24 protein-coding genes are annotated in these 15,915 nt (G+C 38.1%); 13 read left to right on the forward strand and 11 right to left on the reverse strand.

Going from position 1 to position 15,915, the window contains the following annotated elements; all coding sequences use genetic code 11:
* The first annotated feature begins 30 nt into the window (after positions 1-30).
* Complete coding sequence (locus AYJ55_RS27080) at positions 31-90, forward strand: tail fiber assembly protein (protein WP_425393828.1); 60 nt, start codon at positions 31-33, stop codon at positions 88-90.
* A gap of 59 nt (positions 91-149) precedes the next feature.
* Here AYJ55_RS27080 and AYJ55_RS18975 read toward each other — a convergent pair whose 3' ends face one another.
* The 8 genes from AYJ55_RS18975 to AYJ55_RS19010 all read right to left on the reverse strand — a co-directional run bounded on the left by AYJ55_RS18975 (position 150) and on the right by AYJ55_RS19010 (position 7,301).
* Entirely contained in the window at positions 150-482 is a 333-nt protein-coding gene (locus AYJ55_RS18975) for a ProQ/FINO family protein (protein ID WP_063657604.1), read from the reverse strand.
* 194 nt (positions 483-676) lie between these two features.
* On the reverse strand, positions 677-1,618 hold the full coding sequence (locus AYJ55_RS18980) for an Rpn family recombination-promoting nuclease/putative transposase (protein WP_063657605.1): 942 nt from the start codon (positions 1,616-1,618) through the stop codon (positions 677-679).
* Between the two features lie 133 nt (positions 1,619-1,751).
* Entirely contained in the window at positions 1,752-2,906 is a 1,155-nt protein-coding gene (locus tag AYJ55_RS18985; protein WP_063657606.1) for a recombinase RecT, read from the reverse strand.
* On the reverse strand, positions 2,903-4,501 hold the full coding sequence (locus AYJ55_RS18990) for a PD-(D/E)XK nuclease-like domain-containing protein (RefSeq protein WP_063657607.1): 1,599 nt from the start codon (positions 4,499-4,501) through the stop codon (positions 2,903-2,905). Before AYJ55_RS18990 ends, AYJ55_RS18985 begins: the two co-directional genes overlap by 4 nt.
* Positions 4,502-4,721: 220 nt before the next feature.
* Positions 4,722-5,231: a hypothetical protein gene (locus tag AYJ55_RS18995; protein WP_063657608.1), complete on the reverse strand. Its 510-nt coding sequence runs from the start codon at positions 5,229-5,231 to the stop codon at positions 4,722-4,724.
* Between the two features lie 492 nt (positions 5,232-5,723).
* A complete protein-coding gene (locus tag AYJ55_RS19000; RefSeq protein ID WP_063657594.1) occupies positions 5,724-5,906 on the reverse strand; it encodes a hypothetical protein in 183 nt (60 codons plus the stop codon).
* A gap of 208 nt (positions 5,907-6,114) precedes the next feature.
* Positions 6,115-6,594: a replication/maintenance protein RepL gene (locus AYJ55_RS19005; protein ID WP_063657609.1), complete on the reverse strand. Its 480-nt coding sequence runs from the start codon at positions 6,592-6,594 to the stop codon at positions 6,115-6,117.
* A 515-nt stretch (positions 6,595-7,109) separates the two neighbouring features.
* Positions 7,110-7,301 carry a hypothetical protein gene (locus AYJ55_RS19010; protein ID WP_063657610.1) on the reverse strand — a complete coding sequence of 64 codons (192 nt, stop codon included), beginning with the start codon at positions 7,299-7,301 and terminating at the stop codon, positions 7,110-7,112.
* 303 nt (positions 7,302-7,604) lie between these two features.
* On the opposite strand from AYJ55_RS19010, the gene AYJ55_RS19015 reads away from it, so the two are divergent.
* The 4 genes from AYJ55_RS19015 to AYJ55_RS19030 all read left to right on the forward strand — a co-directional run bounded on the left by AYJ55_RS19015 (position 7,605) and on the right by AYJ55_RS19030 (position 9,874).
* On the forward strand, positions 7,605-7,802 hold the full coding sequence (locus tag AYJ55_RS19015) for a helix-turn-helix domain-containing protein (protein WP_063657611.1): 198 nt from the start codon (positions 7,605-7,607) through the stop codon (positions 7,800-7,802).
* A gap of 439 nt (positions 7,803-8,241) precedes the next feature.
* The gene (locus AYJ55_RS19020; protein ID WP_063657612.1) at positions 8,242-9,309 is read left to right on the forward strand and encodes a replication initiation protein; all 1,068 of its coding nucleotides are present in this window, start codon (positions 8,242-8,244) and stop codon (positions 9,307-9,309) included.
* Positions 9,310-9,325: 16 nt separating this feature from the next.
* Positions 9,326-9,598 (forward strand): HU family DNA-binding protein, encoded by a 273-nt coding sequence (locus tag AYJ55_RS19025; protein WP_063657613.1) that lies wholly within the window; start codon positions 9,326-9,328, stop codon positions 9,596-9,598.
* A 3-nt stretch (positions 9,599-9,601) separates the two neighbouring features.
* Complete coding sequence (locus AYJ55_RS19030) at positions 9,602-9,874, forward strand: hypothetical protein (RefSeq protein WP_063657614.1); 273 nt, start codon at positions 9,602-9,604, stop codon at positions 9,872-9,874.
* 163 nt (positions 9,875-10,037) lie between these two features.
* On the opposite strand, the gene AYJ55_RS19035 is transcribed toward AYJ55_RS19030, so the two are convergent.
* The 3 genes from AYJ55_RS19035 to AYJ55_RS19045 all read right to left on the reverse strand — a co-directional run bounded on the left by AYJ55_RS19035 (position 10,038) and on the right by AYJ55_RS19045 (position 11,848).
* The gene (locus AYJ55_RS19035; protein ID WP_063657615.1) at positions 10,038-10,385 is read right to left on the reverse strand and encodes a hypothetical protein; all 348 of its coding nucleotides are present in this window, start codon (positions 10,383-10,385) and stop codon (positions 10,038-10,040) included.
* Between the two features lies 1 nt (position 10,386).
* Positions 10,387-11,352, reverse strand: a complete 966-nt coding sequence (parM, locus tag AYJ55_RS19040) for a plasmid segregation protein ParM domain-containing protein (protein ID WP_063657616.1) — start codon at positions 11,350-11,352, stop codon at positions 10,387-10,389.
* A gap of 130 nt (positions 11,353-11,482) precedes the next feature.
* Complete coding sequence (locus AYJ55_RS19045; RefSeq protein ID WP_162505736.1) at positions 11,483-11,848, reverse strand: cytosine permease; 366 nt, start codon at positions 11,846-11,848, stop codon at positions 11,483-11,485.
* Between the two features lie 8 nt (positions 11,849-11,856).
* Here AYJ55_RS19045 and AYJ55_RS27085 point away from each other — a divergent pair, with 8 nt between their 5' ends.
* The 8 genes from AYJ55_RS27085 to AYJ55_RS19085 all read left to right on the forward strand — a co-directional run.
* Complete coding sequence (locus AYJ55_RS27085) at positions 11,857-12,123, forward strand: hypothetical protein (RefSeq protein ID WP_074168171.1); 267 nt, start codon at positions 11,857-11,859, stop codon at positions 12,121-12,123.
* Positions 12,124-12,324: 201 nt separating this feature from the next.
* Positions 12,325-12,534 carry a hypothetical protein gene (locus AYJ55_RS19055; protein ID WP_063657619.1) on the forward strand — a complete coding sequence of 70 codons (210 nt, stop codon included), beginning with the start codon at positions 12,325-12,327 and terminating at the stop codon, positions 12,532-12,534.
* Between the two features lie 390 nt (positions 12,535-12,924).
* Entirely contained in the window at positions 12,925-13,203 is a 279-nt protein-coding gene (locus AYJ55_RS19060; RefSeq protein WP_063657620.1) for a hypothetical protein, read from the forward strand.
* Between the two features lie 144 nt (positions 13,204-13,347).
* Positions 13,348-13,545 carry a hypothetical protein gene (locus AYJ55_RS19065; RefSeq protein ID WP_187153328.1) on the forward strand — a complete coding sequence of 66 codons (198 nt, stop codon included), beginning with the start codon at positions 13,348-13,350 and terminating at the stop codon, positions 13,543-13,545.
* A 277-nt stretch (positions 13,546-13,822) separates the two neighbouring features.
* Positions 13,823-14,500: a hypothetical protein gene (locus AYJ55_RS19070; protein ID WP_063657622.1), complete on the forward strand. Its 678-nt coding sequence runs from the start codon at positions 13,823-13,825 to the stop codon at positions 14,498-14,500.
* Positions 14,501-14,605: 105 nt separating this feature from the next.
* On the forward strand, positions 14,606-15,241 hold the full coding sequence (locus tag AYJ55_RS19075) for an ATP-binding protein (protein WP_162505763.1): 636 nt from the start codon (positions 14,606-14,608) through the stop codon (positions 15,239-15,241).
* A gap of 88 nt (positions 15,242-15,329) precedes the next feature.
* Positions 15,330-15,566: a phage holin family protein gene (locus AYJ55_RS19080; protein WP_245677456.1), complete on the forward strand. Its 237-nt coding sequence runs from the start codon at positions 15,330-15,332 to the stop codon at positions 15,564-15,566.
* Positions 15,526-15,915: lysozyme (locus tag AYJ55_RS19085; protein WP_162505737.1), on the forward strand; the 390-nt coding region annotated here is incomplete at its 3' end. The genes AYJ55_RS19080 and AYJ55_RS19085, both read left to right, overlap by 41 nt.

The raw sequence follows: 15,915 nt of genomic DNA on the forward strand, positions 1-15,915 counted from the left end.
GACTGATAGCCTGGAAAAAATATCGGGTTTGTGAACCGTACGGATGTTTCAACTGCACCCGATATTGACTGGCCGAAAAAACCGGATTGAGTAGCTTTCCAACGCCAAATCAGCATGACAGAAAGAATTGGTTGATTTATTTCGCCGTGCTAAACGTTGCAAATTATCCTCAACATCCGCTTGGTGACCTCGCCAACTATCTGACCGGATTTGTCATAACGAAATGCGCCTAACTGGATAAGTGCGCGATAATCGGCGTGATGACCAACACTACCCAAACAGGCTCTTAAACGCCTTCTCGCTATCGGTAAGCCCTTTTCCTTCACCTCTTGCCACATATCCTGCTGGATGCCAATTTTCATTGGGCACAGCTTGCCATCAGGGAAAAGATAAGGCCAAAACGTGCTAATTTGTGAAATTGCCTCATTTAACGGTAATCGCTTTTTAGACGGTGTGGGTGATTTAGGTGTTTTAACCTTCACTTCCTGTTTGGGTTTAACAACCGTCTGCTTGGGCTGCTGTTTTACGGCTTTCGAAGGATGAGGTTTTTTTTCTGTTTTTTTGACGCAGCCTTTACCCAGACCTTTTTACGGTAAGCAAGGTCACTTTTGTGATGTTCTTCCGATGAAGGCTTTCTAGGACGATTAAGGCTTAATTTTTGGCGTTCTGTCATGGTTTAATCTTTAAACAGGTTGCTCATTTCAGTATCATTTAAGCTCGTAAATTTCATCACCGATTGTCTATCCATGCCACTTTCGAGCATTTGGCGCGCTATCTTCATGGAAGCCTGTTTTTCGCCCTCAACTTTCCCTTGTTGTATACCTTGTTGCATACCTTGTTGTATGCCTTGTTGTATGCCTTCTTCTCGTATACCTTGTGCAATATTCATCAATGCCCCCTCATGTTTCTCTGTCTGTCTGGCTATCTCTTTGATTAACTTTGCTGGTTGCTCAGCATTGCCTTCTTGGATTAGATAGTTAAACATAGTAATAACTTGATTATCAGTATAATAATTATACGACAACAGTTTAACAATACTATTCAGTAGCTCGGCCATATCCCGTCTTCGAATGTGTTTTTGGATAAGCTCCAATAACGCCATTCGCTTATGTTGCATAATCTCACCGTCATCAAGCGTGGTGACATCGACTAGCTTAAACGGTTTGGTGTATATCTTTTCGGCAATATCTCTGCCACTAAAGCAGTCTAGCCAGTCTGTACTATACGGATGAGGGCTTTTCTCACCGCAATAAAACAGGATGGGAAAAACCAGCGGCAACTCTTTATGACCAGCCTCTAAATGCTTTTGCATGGCAGCCATACTGTAGCGCATGAGTCGCCATGCCATGAGCTTGTCAGGGGTTGATTGGTGTTCAATCAGCAGATAGAGATAACCTTGTCCCTTTTCTGTTTTGACAGAATACAGGATATCACTCTGGTAGTTTTTCATCTCACTATCAACAAATGAGCCAGATTCCACTTTGAGGCTATCTAAGTCACACAGTGCCTTAATCTCATCCGGTAGCCAGATATCAAAGAAATCTTTAGCGGTCTCTTTTTCACTTAAAAACTGCTTAAATACCGCATCATGGGGCGTTGGGGTGAATTTTTTACTCATCGGATATCTTCAATAATTGCTCGCGTCAGATTGAATTATGGCAAACAAACCCGCTATATTAATCATTACATTTAAGACATCATAATCCAGCTTTAGCAATAACGCCCCTATTTACCTCAGGGGCATTTTTACTTTAATGACTCGGACTAAATCGGTAAGGACTCGGTTTTTCCAATACTGCGCCCACCTCTTTGGCTTTTTTCTCAGCCTCGAAAAATCCGTGGACTATTTCACCATCTCGAAATCGCCAAGCGTCACCCGTACCGTTTGCCAGTCTTGCCATCCAAACATTGCTATCTTTGTTGGTTGGAATTAACCGCTTTTTGCTAGTCTTAATCTTTTCACGAAGCTGTATTTTTTCGTCCTCAGACAACTCAGCGGACAACAGGGTACAATGCTCAACGATTTCAGCAAGGTTTTTTTCGTCGGTGGCATCGTCGAGGGCGATTAATACGGCGTCCAATTTTGGATTAGTTGCTGGTTGTACATCTGTCGCCGTTTCTTCTTTTTGACGTAGTTTTTCGTTTCGCTCACGGATAATATCCCTCATCGATAGCCGTTTAAACGAAGTAGGAGCCATTCTGAGCGGTTTTTCTGTTGAATTTGCATCTTCGTATACCCCAAACATCGAAAATAGTTCAGAGGCGCAAGGAAGCCGTCTAGCGAGGCGATGAATCACTGTCTTGAGTGCCATTCTGTCGAACCACTTCACCCAAGGGCTTGTGTAGTCTTTTGCGCTTTTCACTGTATCGCGTATCTTTTCCACGTCAGCGCGACTCATCACTTCAACAACCAGTTCACCGCTATTGAGTTTGGCGAAGGCATAGACTTTTACTACCTCATCACCATCAAAAAACGCTGGACGGTGGGTTAAATGCTCGCCGTTTTCATCAATCACATATTCAAACTCATCTTGTGAATAGACAACCTTTGCAATGATATTGGCTACCTGACCGGATTGACGGGCACGTTTCATAACACCGTCCACCATCGGCATGTAGACGGCTTTTTTCACAAATTGATTATTGACTTTGGTACTACGGACAATCAGAGCAGCTTCTCGTCCGTCAGGCATAAGTCCGTCTTTGGCGCAACGGGTTAAGGCCAGCACCAGTGATTGCTTATCGGCTTTTTGCAAATCCGCATTTTCAATCAATGCGGTTGCGGCGGTTCGGGTGAACTGCTCAGGCGTAACCTGAGCAGGTAACAGGGCTGCTATGCCTTGCTGCGTAATGACCGATTGCAAATTGGCATAGACGTTGTTCATGGTTTCCAGTCCGGTATTCATGCTACACCCTCTTCCATCATCAAAGCTTCTCTGCGTTTTCTATCCGCCTGTTTTGCCCAGAAAGGACGGGATATTTTGACTATTGGGTAGGTTTCTATGACGCTTTCTAGCATATCAATCACACGATTTACTTCGTATACGCCCTGCTCGCTATCTTCGTCGTCGGGTTCACAAAGTTTCACAGGAAAACGCCCATAAGCTGGGTTTTTGCCAATTGCACAGAAAGTGAAAGCTATCGCTTGACCAAATACCTGATTAGCAATCAGACGGTAAAATTCCGCTTGTATGTGATAACCAAACTCATCAACAGATTTCCCAAAACCTTGAAAATTGTCAGTCGTTTTCACATCCAACAAGAAAGGCTTATCTGAATAGATTCCCAACAAATCAGGACGAATTTTCAATAGCGTCCCCTTTTCCGTGCGATAGAAAATTGAAACCTCTGGTTCGCCGTTTTCGAGTAGCTCTTCAACCATTGGGTAAGCCAGCGCAGAATCACGCATCAATTGGATTGCCTCAAATTCCTCCTTTTTTAAAACAACCCTTGCCAATGTTAGATTTTTTTTCTCAAAATCGGATAGCGTTTTTTTGCCATCCTTTGTACGCAAATCCAGCTCAGGTGCAGAAACATATCTTAGCGGAAATTTCTCCGGCTCAAGAATAGCCGTATGTACCGCATCACCAATCAAAAACGCTCTTGTTTTTCCTTCCTGAACGGGTGCGTCCTTGTCCCAATCCAGCACAGCTATTGTCTCTGCCTTTTGCACCAACCTAATTTGCGTACTCGAATAACCGTTTGCCGCGTGATAGGTGCTATTTGACAAACGGCGAACAATCAAGCTCTCTGTGGGTTTCAACGCATCCACACAGCCGTTCAACATCTCAAGCGTGATATTTTCACCGCTCATGATTTTTCCGTTAACGGGAGGAAAAGCAGAGAAGATAGAGTTGTCGTCTATGTTTGTGACTTTTGAGTTAATTAATTGTTGCCCTTCTGTGTAATTATTAACCAATTCTTCAGGTACTATATTCGCCTCGCTTTTTTCCGCTTCTCCCACGTTTTCCACAGACATAACGACAGATTTAGTGGATAACTCTGTTGATTGCGTTAATAACTGATTATATTTTCCACACTCAAAAAGATGAATCGCTATTCCCTTGATTTCGCTTAAAGAGATAGTTTTGTCTGCTTCCTGTATTTTCACGGACAACAATTCACGAAGTTCGGTGTATTGCTCAAAAATCTCTGGCTCTTCTGATGGATTGGCCAACAAATCCTCCGCATCGCGAATCTCGCCTTCGTCGTATTCTTCCTGAACCCCAAATATCGTGAGTAAAGCGCAAAACTGGTCTATGCCCTGTTTTTCGATAATATCCGTCTGTTTTTCGGTATTAGCGAGATACTCTTCAACGCTAATTTCTTCCAATCTGGGCGATTTGTAAAAACAGCAGTTTGCGCCGTCCGTTTTAAAGATATGTTGAGAGGCCAATTTCTTGGCAGCTATTTTCGTCTCAGAGGAAAGATAGATGAAATTTGTTGTCTTACCCTTCTCGTGGTCAACGTTAGTGATGATGGTTGCTTTGAAGTATTTCATGCCGCACCCCCAACTCGCTGGAGAATTCGGGCACGCTGACGATTGGTAAGGTATTTTGAAGAATGAGCAAAGTCCAAAAGCTGCTCGATTGATATGTTGCACGCTTTCATTATGCGTGCAATATGCGTACTATTTCGCATAGTCCGACTCCTACCGTTGTTAGGTTTTGGATTAGCAGTGTGATTGGACTAGCATTCCATTCACACTGTGATTATTAATATTAATCTGAAGTTAGTATTGGTATTTTCTTTAATTTTACACTTTTTGATTTTCTTAAATCTTTATCTTGTTCATCCAGAGTTGTAACGACTTGAGCTGAAAAAGAAGCCAATATTTTACTGTTTCCGCTAGATGTCCAAAAAACTTCTTTATTTAACACATAAGCGTTTGCTGTACCGACTTTAATGACTTGAATCCATTTGTCTTTTTTTAAAATTCTAATCGCCCGATCTAATGTTGGTCTAGATTTTCCTAAAATAGATTCCATTGCCTTAAATGACATCATTACCGCATTTTGCTTATCCATTGTTTGAACAAAAATCATTAATACATCTAAAGCTACTGAATTTTTTTTGCCAAGTTCAGCTATAGCTCTAAGTTCAGGTCTTGATACCTGTACAAAATCCAAATTTTTTGGAATACGTTTGATAGCTCTTTCTGCTTCCAATATATCTGTCAGTTTTGCTAGCTTTTGACGTAGTGTACTTATTTCCAATTCTTCTTCTGTCATCAGAATCAAACCCTAATTAGAAAGATACATATATGTATCGTTTATTGATAATTAGTTTATCATAATATGATTAACCGTCAATCATTTAATTAAAATAAAAATCAATTTTTGATTAAAGTCAAATCATTATGTAACGTAGTTAATGAGACATATATGCCTCATTAAAATGAGGCATTTAAATAATTTAACTCATTGATATATATATCTTTACCATAAAATAACCTCTTATTCTGTTATTACAGGTTAACTTCCGCTTCCTCGTCGCCGGTGTTCGGTGCTCGCAAGCTGCGCTCCGCCTCAACGTCTCCTGCGGTGAGCGGACTGAGTTAAGGAAAAACCGGATTTTCTTTAAAAAAAACCAAAAAATCTTTTTAAAATTTAACGCCCACCGCTCGCCACAGCCAAGTGACCGAGCAACGCGAGCGAACGGGCGAGGAAGCGGAAGATAACCGGAAATTAAAGGGAACACAGTCACGCGAAAATCACAAAATACTAATTTCTTCCAAATCTGGGCGATTTGTAAAAACAGCAGTTTGCGCCGTCAGTCTCAAAGATATGTTGAGAGGCCAATTTCTTGGCAGCTATTTTCGTCTCAGAGGAAAGATAGATGAAATTTGTTGTCTTACCCTTCTCGTGGTCAACGTTAGTGATGATGGTTGCTTTGAAGTATTTCATGCCGCACCCCCAACTCGCTGGAGAATTCGGGCACGCTGACGACGGGTTAAATTGCGTGAGGTTCGAACGAATAACTCGATGATTTGATTTTGCGCTTCAATTACGCGCACGCGGAAGGTAGACTTTTTCATTAGCCTTACTCCTACTTAACCTAGGTTTAGGGTTAGCTGGCTACGGGAACTTAGACCTTCCTGTAGTCAGTGTTAATTTAAATTGAATCTTTTAAGTTTGATGCTAAAATTCTTTTTCCTTCTGGAGTATAAGTAACTTTTAATTCAAGATATTTTTCTCTTAATTTACGTACATCTCCCCATGCCCCTTTTGCAAACAAAGTGGGATTAAGTACATAAATACCTGTATCTATTCGCTGCATAATATCTTTTTGTATAAGACAAGTTATTGAGTTTGAAATAGATTGCTCTTTTACATTAATTAATGATGCAATCATTCTTTTAACAGCAGCGTTCAAAATAATTTGACCGTCATAATTCATTTTTCTAACAAATTGATAAAGTATTTTAGATGTGCTCTTTGGAAGATCATTTATACGAACTAAATCGTCTAGATATAGTTTTACATACGGAGGTTCTTCTGGAAGACGAACCGTATTGATAGATTCAAGACGTTTTATCTCTCCAGTTTCTGTATCAACTATACTTTTTTCGCTTCTAAATACAGTTTTAGACAACCCTTTACTCTCCAAAAACTCATTTTATTACTCAAATTTAAGTAATAAAATAATAAATGTCAAGTATAATATTACTTTTTTTTGAGTAAAGATAATATGATAATTCAAGTAAAATAAGTAATAGTTCTACTTAATATAAGTAATACATTTACTTTATATGATTAACACTTTTACTTGATATAAAGAATACTTATACTCAAATAGAGTAAAATAAAATTAATTAACTATATGATATTTAATATTAAATACCAAAATTGCTCTTATCTTATATTATAATTGTGTTTTTTTCCGTACGATGCAGACAACTCAATAGCTACAAACTAACTTCCGCTTCCTCGTCGCCGCTGTTCGGTGCTCGCAAGCTAAACTTAGAAAGAAAATTAATAAATAATCCAAAAAATCCTTAAAATTAAAACACCCACCGCTCGCCACAGCCAAGTGACCGAGCAACGCGAGCGAACGGGCGAGGAAGCGGAAGATAACCGGAAATTAAAGCGAACACAGTCACGCGAAAATCACAAAATACTAATTTCTTCCAATCTGGGCGATTTGTGAAAACAGCAATTTGCGCCGTCAGTCTCAAAGATATGTTGAGAAGCCAATTTCTTGGCAGCTATTTTCATCTCAGAGGAAAGATAGATGAAATTTGTTGTCTTACCCTTCTCGTGGTCAACGTTAGTGATGATGGTTGCTTTGAAGTATTTCATGCCGCATCCCCAACTCGCTGGAGAATTCGGGCACGCTGACGACGGGTTAAATTGCGTGAGGTTCGAACGAATAACTCGATGATTTGATTTTGCGCTTCAATTACGCGCACACGGAAGGTACTATTTCGCATAGCTCAACTCCTAGTCATCTTAGGTTTTGGGTTAGCTGGTTGATTGAGTTCGTACCTCTTTCAATCAGCGTCTTTCTACAAATTAAATTAACATAAACGATAATATTAAGATTGACTTTAGTCAATCATTTTTTTATGTTATACCATAAATAAATAATCGTTGGAGCATATAATGAATTGGTCAAAGGCTATTTTACAATTAAAAGCAAAGTCAGGGGTTCAGACCAATAAAGATTTATATGAAAAATCAGGAGTAACACCAAGTGCTTTTGCTGCAATAAAGAAAGGAACAGCTACATTTAAAAATGTAGAAAAACTATGTAGTGCTTGGGGTATAAAACCAAGCGAATTTATTTCATGGGGAGAATAATAATCAAATCATGTTGATTTTATTATATTTAATTTCCCAAATTACCGCTTTTTTGTAGGAAGTTGATAGTTAATTTCGGTTATAAAAGTAAATATAGTAAGTAAAAAAGAATAAAATTTTAAAACCTTTACTAATGAAAAAAATTAGCAATAATAAATTAAGTTATTGATTAATAAAATAATTACTTTATGTAAAGTTATTAACTTAGAAATAAAAACAAAAAATACTAAGCTCTTATTTTGATATAACCAAATAAAAGTTATCCACCGCAAAAATGTAGGAGAATCACCGCTTTTTTGTAGGAGAATTACCGCTTTTTTGTAGGAGAATATAAAGTTAACTAATTGTTTTTATTTAAAAATAATCAGTTGTAAAGTAGTAAAGATCTTAAATTAAAAAAACAGAGTGTATCACTCTGATTGATTATAGGAAGTTTACTTTGTCTAACTATGAACCTTGGCAAGACGAAAACAAAAAACTGATTGTACAAAGCAACGATCTGATTACTGCTAGATATGATCTGGATATTGACGGCTTTCGAGCTTTAACATTATTTTTATCAAAAGTTAATCAGAGACTAGAAAACCCTGGCTGGGTTTCTTTTACAGCTCATGAATTTCAAGTGACATTTGATATTAACAAAAAGAATATTTGGCGGTGCATGAAAAAGGCCGTAACATCTCTTTCCAAGAGTCAAATTACTTTTCATGTAATAAACGGAAAAAAAGAATCTTTCACAGTCCTTAATTGGCTATCTGGCTACAAATATCAAAAAATTGAAGGTAAAGGAACAGGTTTAAAATTACGCCTAAACCCAGACCTTGATCCATTCTTATTTAACATTAAACATAATTTTTCTTGGTGTTTTCTAAACGCTATTACGAGCGTAAAAAATGTTATTTCTTTCAGAATATATATGTATCTTTTGAGTCATAAAAGTCACCCTCGTTGTAAAAAAGATAATTTTTTTGAAGTTGATATTTCACTAGACGATTTTCATGAATTATTCCCCGATGCAAGCTCACGTTTTGACAATCTAAAAAAAAGAACTATTGAACCAGCTATACAAGATATTAATGAACATACAAACATATCAGTACATTGGGAACCAATAAAACAAGGTAGATCTGTTGTAGGTATGCGTTTTGGATGTGTTGAAGAAAAAGCAACAGTCACTAAGCCAAAACGCCCAAGACTAGCTAAACGTCCACATGTCAAAACAGGTTCTCATGATGAGGGAGAGTGGATGAAGAAAAATGCTGCAATTCTTTATCAGTACGAGAAGGATTTGAAGAAATACGACCCGTCGTCGTTAAGTTTAACAATGCCAGATTTACGTAGAGCCGTAGAATGCTCAAAATACTGTAAGCAGAATTGGCACGAAGAGAAAAAGCTAGAATTGGCGATGAGAGAAGGCAAAAATACAAAAATATCCGTTTCCAAATCTGAGCAAAACAAAGATATTACTTTCTCTGAAAACGACCTAGAATTAATACAAAATTTTTAATTTGAAAAGGCACACCATGAACAAAACAGAACTCATCAGTAAAGTTGCAGCGAAATCAGGTTTGAGCAAGAAAGACGCAGAGAAGTCGATTAACGCTTTCATAGAATCTGTGACAGAATCTTTGAAATCCGGCAATGACGTACAACTCATTGGCTTTGGTAGTTTTCAGGTTAAGCAACGAGCAGCTAGGGAAGGACGAAACCCAAAAACAGGCGAACCACTTAAAATTGCTGCTGCAAATGTACCGAGTTTTAAAGCAGGTCAAAATCTCAAAGATGCGGTGAAGTAATTCATGACCTATGACGCAAGTTCAATTCATATTCTGCGTGAAGATGAAATCAAACAGTTTGATTGGCATTGGGCAGAGGAATTAGCCCATGAGCACACTTTGCCGCTGGATTGGGTCAAGCGAGGTTTTGAAGCCTCAAGACGATTAGGCATTGAACCCGATTTTTTCGTCAGAAAATATATCCTCAATCAAGACCTACCCAAAAATGACGAATTCGAGCAAGTCTTCATTGAAGTGCTAAAGGAAGACAGAAAGAAGAGTCAGAATACCCTCTAAAACGTCCTGTAATCAATTATGAGAGATTTTCTCGATAAAAACGTAAATTCGTACGTCTAAAAATTTATCGTTGCCCACAATGCGTTATAGCAACTTTTGAGTTTTCAGGTTTCAGAAATAGAAAAAGCCAACTGCGAAAGTTGGCTAATTCAACATAAAGTAATCAATCTGCCATGAAGGATTTACTTTTTTTCAATGCTATATCGTAATTATTGGTTGAAGTTGTTGAATAATCATTTGTTTTATTGTTGTTTGGTAAATTGGCCTGATTAGCAAGGAAAACATAAACTAGCTCTTTTATTTGCTGTGACTCTATATCATCTCCTAAAAGCCGAGATAATATATCAACGAGCCTAGGTGATGCCTTATCAAGAGCAAAGCCGGCCAGCAAAGCTCGTTTGCATTCTTTGTTGATTTTATCAGATTTGTTCAAGTGTTTTATTAGCCATGCTTCTGATTGATCAGTTTCAGAAAGTGATAAAGTAAATCTACGGACATTTTTATTTTTCACCTTAATTTCTCCCCATTAAATAAAGTCCGTTAACAAGATCTAGCTGTGGGGTTTCTGACATATAAAAACGCTCTGGTATAATTTTTGTATGGTCTTTTAAAGCATCAGAAATTATAGGAGCGCCACCACCTATCACAAGAACATATGAATAACCACTAAAAAGACTCACTGACTCGATAACTCGATCAGATAATCGTTTTATATTTTGATTAATAGCTGATACAACGGTATTTATTTTACTTGGATCGTTTGTATTTTTTTTGAGCCATTCTTTATTGTGGCGATTAATGATGAACTGATCAGCAATGTAATTTGAAGCACAAGTGTTTGCTGTTTCTAATATACGTTTAATTTCACGTGTAATTATTGAAACACCAATATCAGAATCACCAGCTAAATTAACAACCCCTGACATATTTCCGCTAATTTGAGCAATGTCTAACGTAGTCCCACCTATATCGACAATTAACATTGATTGTGTTTCTGGAATATCAATCAATTTATCAAATCCGGCAGGTATTGATTCAGGTTTAACAGATATTTCTTTAAAAGAAAACATTGGAAAATTTTTATTGTTTGATACGATTTTTCTTAAGTTTTTTTTCTTCCTCTCTATATTATCAAAATTTATCTGATTATCTTCGTCATAATATTCTGCCAATGGCAAAGTAACAGTAATATCAACTTCTTGAGGAATAATGCTAGTTTGCAATAGAGCATGATGAATGGCGACAGTATTTATCAGGCTATATTGCCACTCGCTGTTATTGGTTGTTATATTTCGAATATCCAATTTATCAAAAGAATATTTTTCACCTTCAATTAAAAAATTAACGATATCATCGTTACCAATGTCAGCGACCCAGCCACGCTTAAAACTGGTTGGAACAATAGCTACTTTTTTTTCATCATTTTCTAGCCAAATTAATTTTATATTCGTTGAGCCATCATCGATAAAAACTTTCATGTTTTCCTCATCTTTTTTGCATCAAATAATTGTCATTTTAGATGAAAAAATACATTCAGCAATATAATTTATGAATTTTAGCATCATTTTTGCTGCTAAATAGTCATTAAAATTTGAATTTTATATTACTTTATGAGTTTTTGATGCTTTTTTTTCTTGTTATTATCATCAAAATCCAATAAGTCACTCCAGCCATCAGAATAGAATTCAACGAGGGGATGCCGAAGTTGAAGAATACGCCGACAAGTGTGCCAGCAATACAAGCAAAAATAGCAGACCAGCCAATTAAAGGAGTATCTGAATCAGAAGGTAATATCCGTTTTTCTCTAGTTTCGTCTAGAATTTTCCTGCTCGTTTTCAAAATGTAGTAATCAACCAGCATGACACCAGTTATTGGTGGGAAAATAATGCCAAGTATGGAAAGGAAATCTACAAAGTGGTTTAAGATGCCCATCATCGATAGCGCAGTGCCCCGTGATGAAATCAAGACCGGCATGAAGTATTATGGCCGGCACACTTCCTACGCCACTTTCTATGGTTGGCTGGATGGGGGAGCCGAAAGGCTCGCCGTTCACTTTGTCCGGTAGTACTAACCCCATTCAGTCTGCCACCCGATCTCAATTCCAAATCTGGCGCCTAGATTTTTGTTTCTCTTGTTTGGATGAGGGAATGCTGATGTACGAGTACGTTTTAGATATTACAAATAAAAATAACCGGATTTTTATAATGAAAAACCCCGAGAAAATGGGCTTTTGCAAACAGATTTCATAGGCCAGTTGGCCAACACTAGGGAACTACAATAATAACTATATTTGTTTTTTTATTTTTCTGATTTCCAGACACGAGTTGGAAATCAAGTAAACACCCAAAGGGAATATGTAGCAACAACGGAGCATATTCCCTTTTTTATAAACAATAAGAATTGTTCTGATATTTCTAGTTCTTTTCGCTCGAAAACAAGGGGAATTTATCATGATTCAAGCTAACAAATACAGAACAACCTTTCGGCGGTTACAAGCAGGTATGTCCGTTTTTCACAACGACGAAATCTTGAAAATCGTGAAATTGAAAAAGCAAGAATTCACCGAAAAAGGGCTGATTTACCACTTTGATGTTGAAGGTGGAAATGGAAGTTTGATAGGCGAAAGCAGAGCAAAAATATACGCAACAAAAAATTGCTAAATTATCGCTGAAAAATTCAATCATCCAACCTTAAAAAATACGATTATTTTTTAATCGTAACTTATTGATTTTGATCAGTTTATTTTTTATTTAAGTTATTGAATTTGATCAACTATTTGACAAATTTAATTTTAGACTTACAATTGTAAAATCTATTTTTAGCTGTCTTTTGCACAGCATTTGCTCTTTATACAATTTGGGGTTTTCCTCTCTGCGAGTCGCAGAGGACAGAATGCCGTTTTTGTGTGTTCTGTTTTGGTGTTTTTTATTCAATAACACGGTTATCCACATTCATTCGATTTGTGGAAATCGTATTTAACTCTTCGTTTTTACGGGGGTTGTTATCATCTGAAATTCAGAAACATCAAAATATAGCGCTCAGGAGGGAAAATGCCCCAAGAAATTATTTTTAAAGAAAGTAAGAGTAATGCAAAAATCAGGCGAGAAATCAGGAAAATTGAATTTCTTGCCAAGAAAGACGCTGAACGTGAATTTAATCAAGAACTCAAAAAAGCGTTTTGGCGACACGAAAATCCACGCCAGCAATTACAGAATTTTCAACGACAGATTGTGGTTTATGCCAATCTGTTTATGAATTACCGCAAAAAACAACAAAAACAAAAAATCATCGAACAAAGAGCGCGCATTGACGCCTATTTTTATAATTAAAAATTATTTTTCTTCAAATCTACTTTAACCCCCCCAGGGAAATCACACGTTTTTTCATATGATGATTTTCTCATTTTTATATGAAATCGTTCTCAAAAATTCAATAACGGGAGTGATTGAGTGAAAAGTGCCGCTACATTACGATTGATAGGTAATCCACATGCGTATTATCCAAATTTAGCCAAACCGCTTGGTGGATTAACCGCAGCAATTCTTTTTTCCCAAATATTTTACTGGCAGGACAAAGCTAATTCTGAATTAGGAGTTTACAAAACTCGAGATGATCTTGAAGAAGAAACCGGATTGACACATGACGAACAACGAACAGCAATAAAAAATTAGTCGCAATTGGAGTTTTACTCGTTACAGAAAAACGGCTTGAACATAAAACATATTACAAAATTGATGAAGGTAAGCTTAATGAAATTCTGGATAATTTCGCCAACTCAAAAAAGGGAGTTTCGCGAGATGGAGAAAATGGAGCTCCCGAAGTAGACATTGTCGAGTTCGGGAATCGACATTATCGAGTTCGTTTGATCAAGAGATTACTACAAAGATTACAGAAATATATAAACCATCCCTAACCCTTCCTTCTCAAAATTTTGACTTGAAGCTAATTTTGGCGGATTCGCTGCGTGGTGAATTTCAGGAGTTTGTCGACAAGTCTGCCGATGAGCTACATCGAGCCGTTGAGCAAAAAATTATCGGACTTGGTTTCGAGTGCAACAGGGAGTTTCGAGTACAGGAACGGGGTGATTGTCGTTCTGGCAGAGTTGATTTGCTGGTGAGTGACAAGCACGGCAACCAATGTGGCATTGAAATCGACGCAAGCTCTCCCAGAGAAAAATCTTTCGCTAAACTAGCCTGTCTGAAATCAGGGATAATCTTACTGCGGAAATCTTCCACAGCAGAAGACTATCTGCAAGATGGTGTTTTGGTAGTTGCGGGAGGTATTTCGCTACCCAAAACTAAGATCATCACGAAAAAATCTGAACTGAATTTGTCCCTGTTTGAGCAGAAACCCAGTGAATCAGTTTGGGATGATTATCTTCAACACCGCAAAAACAAAAAAGCGCCACTGACACAAACCGCCCTGAACCGACTGGCGACAGCAGTCAACGAAGCCAATGAACTAGGATATTCCACCGATAACGTGCTGGCTGAATGCATGCTTAGAAACTGGCAAGGCTTTGAGGTTTCGTGGATTGAGCAAAAAAAATATCAGCGAAATAGTCTCATCAACGAGATCACAACACGCCCAAGTAATCCCGAAGGTTTTGTGGTGATTAACGGTTAATCTGTTTTTTGCGAAAAAACTATGAATATTATTCAACGATTGCAAAAAATCATGCCGCCCAATATCAAGCCAATTGCCTGTAGCTGGGAAGAACATTTGGCAAGAATGCAAAAAATATCCGAAGAAGCCAGTTTGCAAGACGCTATTTTTCGCAAGCAACGCCGGATAGAAAACTTGTTTGGGCGCTCGGGTATCGCCCCGTTGCATGCACATTGCCGATTTGAAAATTATCGCGTTTTCAACGCCGGTCAGAAAAATGCGTTGAACCAATCCGTCGCCTTTGCAAAGAATTTTGGAGTGGGATTTGGCGGATTTGTTTTTAGCGGTGGATGCGGAACAGGCAAAAATCATCTTGCAGCAGCGATAGGGCATTATCTCATGAGCAAAGGGCGATCCGTATTGTGTATTACCATTGCGGATTTGATGATGCGTTTTCGAGCAACCTACGAAAAAAATACGACATTGACAGAACAACAATTGCTAGATGAACTTTGCAAAGTTGATTTGTTGATCTTGGACGAAATCGGTATTCAGTATCAGCATAGCGAGAATACGAAGATTATTGTAAATCAGATGGTTGATAAGCGGACTTCACACAAAAAACCGCTTGGCATGCTCACGAACTTGAACAGTGAACAAATTCGGCAATTTTTGGGCGATAGAGTCATCGATAGAATGATGATGAGCAATGGGCTTTGGTTAAATTTCAATTGGTCAAGCTACCGCCGTAAAATTCAATAACGAAAAAAAGTTTTAAATCACTGAGTTTCACTACTCAAATCCAATCAATTCAAAGCAATGGAACCCTCAACAACGAGGGTATATGCGCATGTCTGAAAAATACTCAACACCTGCCGCCTATCTGTGGGGCATCATGACCACCCTCGGGGGAGTCATGACAACGATTTTTGATTTTTTTACCCTTGAGCAGTGGGTAGCTGTGATGGGTATTGTCTGCACGATAGGGACATTTTTTATCAACGTGTACTACCGCAAAAAGGAGTACAGACTCAAGGAACGTCAGTATGAAGATACCGAAAAAAATATTGATGGCAACGGGCGGTAGTGCGTTGTTTTTAGCCTCAACGATGATAACGCATTTTGAAGGATTAAAATTTAAACCTTACTTCGATGGAGGTGGTGTACTCTCTGTTTGTTATGGTCATACAGGCAAGGATATTGTGCGTAACCGGATGTACACGCAAGAAGACTGCGATAAGTGGCTTAATGACGATTTAAAAGCCGTTAAACGTTATGTTGACCCGTTGATTAAGGTCAATATCAACACGCTAACACAGGCAGCCTTTACTCATTTGCTTATAACGTGGGCGTGGGTAATTTTGCCAAATCGACCTTGCTCAAAACAGCTCAACAACAATGACCGAAAAGGGGCATGTGATGAGATGAAGCGGTGG

The organism is Candidatus Arsenophonus triatominarum, from assembly GCF_001640365.1.
Classification (GTDB): Bacteria; Pseudomonadota; Gammaproteobacteria; order Enterobacterales; family Enterobacteriaceae; genus Arsenophonus; species Arsenophonus triatominarum.

Excerpts from the sequence above, each read along its gene's own strand:
- AYJ55_RS27085 (WP_074168171.1), top strand. The coding sequence starts at position 11,857 with ATGGCCGGCACACTTCCTACGCCACTTTCTATGGTTGGCTGGATGGGG.
- AYJ55_RS19000 (WP_063657594.1), bottom strand. The coding sequence starts at position 5,906 with ATGAAATACTTCAAAGCAACCATCATCACTAACGTTGACCACGAGAAG.
- AYJ55_RS18990 (WP_063657607.1), bottom strand. The coding sequence starts at position 4,501 with ATGAAATACTTCAAAGCAACCATCATCACTAACGTTGACCACGAGAAG.
- AYJ55_RS19010 (WP_063657610.1), bottom strand. The coding sequence starts at position 7,301 with ATGAAATACTTCAAAGCAACCATCATCACTAACGTTGACCACGAGAAG.
- AYJ55_RS19045 (WP_162505736.1), bottom strand. The coding sequence starts at position 11,848 with ATGCCGGTCTTGATTTCATCACGGGGCACTGCGCTATCGATGATGGGC.
- AYJ55_RS19080 (WP_245677456.1), top strand. The coding sequence starts at position 15,330 with ATGTCTGAAAAATACTCAACACCTGCCGCCTATCTGTGGGGCATCATG.
- AYJ55_RS18980 (WP_063657605.1), bottom strand. The coding sequence starts at position 1,618 with ATGAGTAAAAAATTCACCCCAACGCCCCATGATGCGGTATTTAAGCAG.
- parM (WP_063657616.1), bottom strand. The coding sequence starts at position 11,352 with ATGAAAGTTTTTATCGATGATGGCTCAACGAATATAAAATTAATTTGG.
- AYJ55_RS19055 (WP_063657619.1), top strand. The coding sequence starts at position 12,325 with ATGATTCAAGCTAACAAATACAGAACAACCTTTCGGCGGTTACAAGCA.
- AYJ55_RS19030 (WP_063657614.1), top strand. The coding sequence starts at position 9,602 with ATGACCTATGACGCAAGTTCAATTCATATTCTGCGTGAAGATGAAATC.
- AYJ55_RS19075 (WP_162505763.1), top strand. The coding sequence starts at position 14,606 with ATGCAAAAAATATCCGAAGAAGCCAGTTTGCAAGACGCTATTTTTCGC.
- AYJ55_RS18995 (WP_063657608.1), bottom strand. The coding sequence starts at position 5,231 with ATGACAGAAGAAGAATTGGAAATAAGTACACTACGTCAAAAGCTAGCA.
- AYJ55_RS19015 (WP_063657611.1), top strand. The coding sequence starts at position 7,605 with ATGAATTGGTCAAAGGCTATTTTACAATTAAAAGCAAAGTCAGGGGTT.
- AYJ55_RS18985 (WP_063657606.1), bottom strand. The coding sequence starts at position 2,906 with ATGAATACCGGACTGGAAACCATGAACAACGTCTATGCCAATTTGCAA.
- AYJ55_RS19060 (WP_063657620.1), top strand. The coding sequence starts at position 12,925 with ATGCCCCAAGAAATTATTTTTAAAGAAAGTAAGAGTAATGCAAAAATC.
- AYJ55_RS19025 (WP_063657613.1), top strand. The coding sequence starts at position 9,326 with ATGAACAAAACAGAACTCATCAGTAAAGTTGCAGCGAAATCAGGTTTG.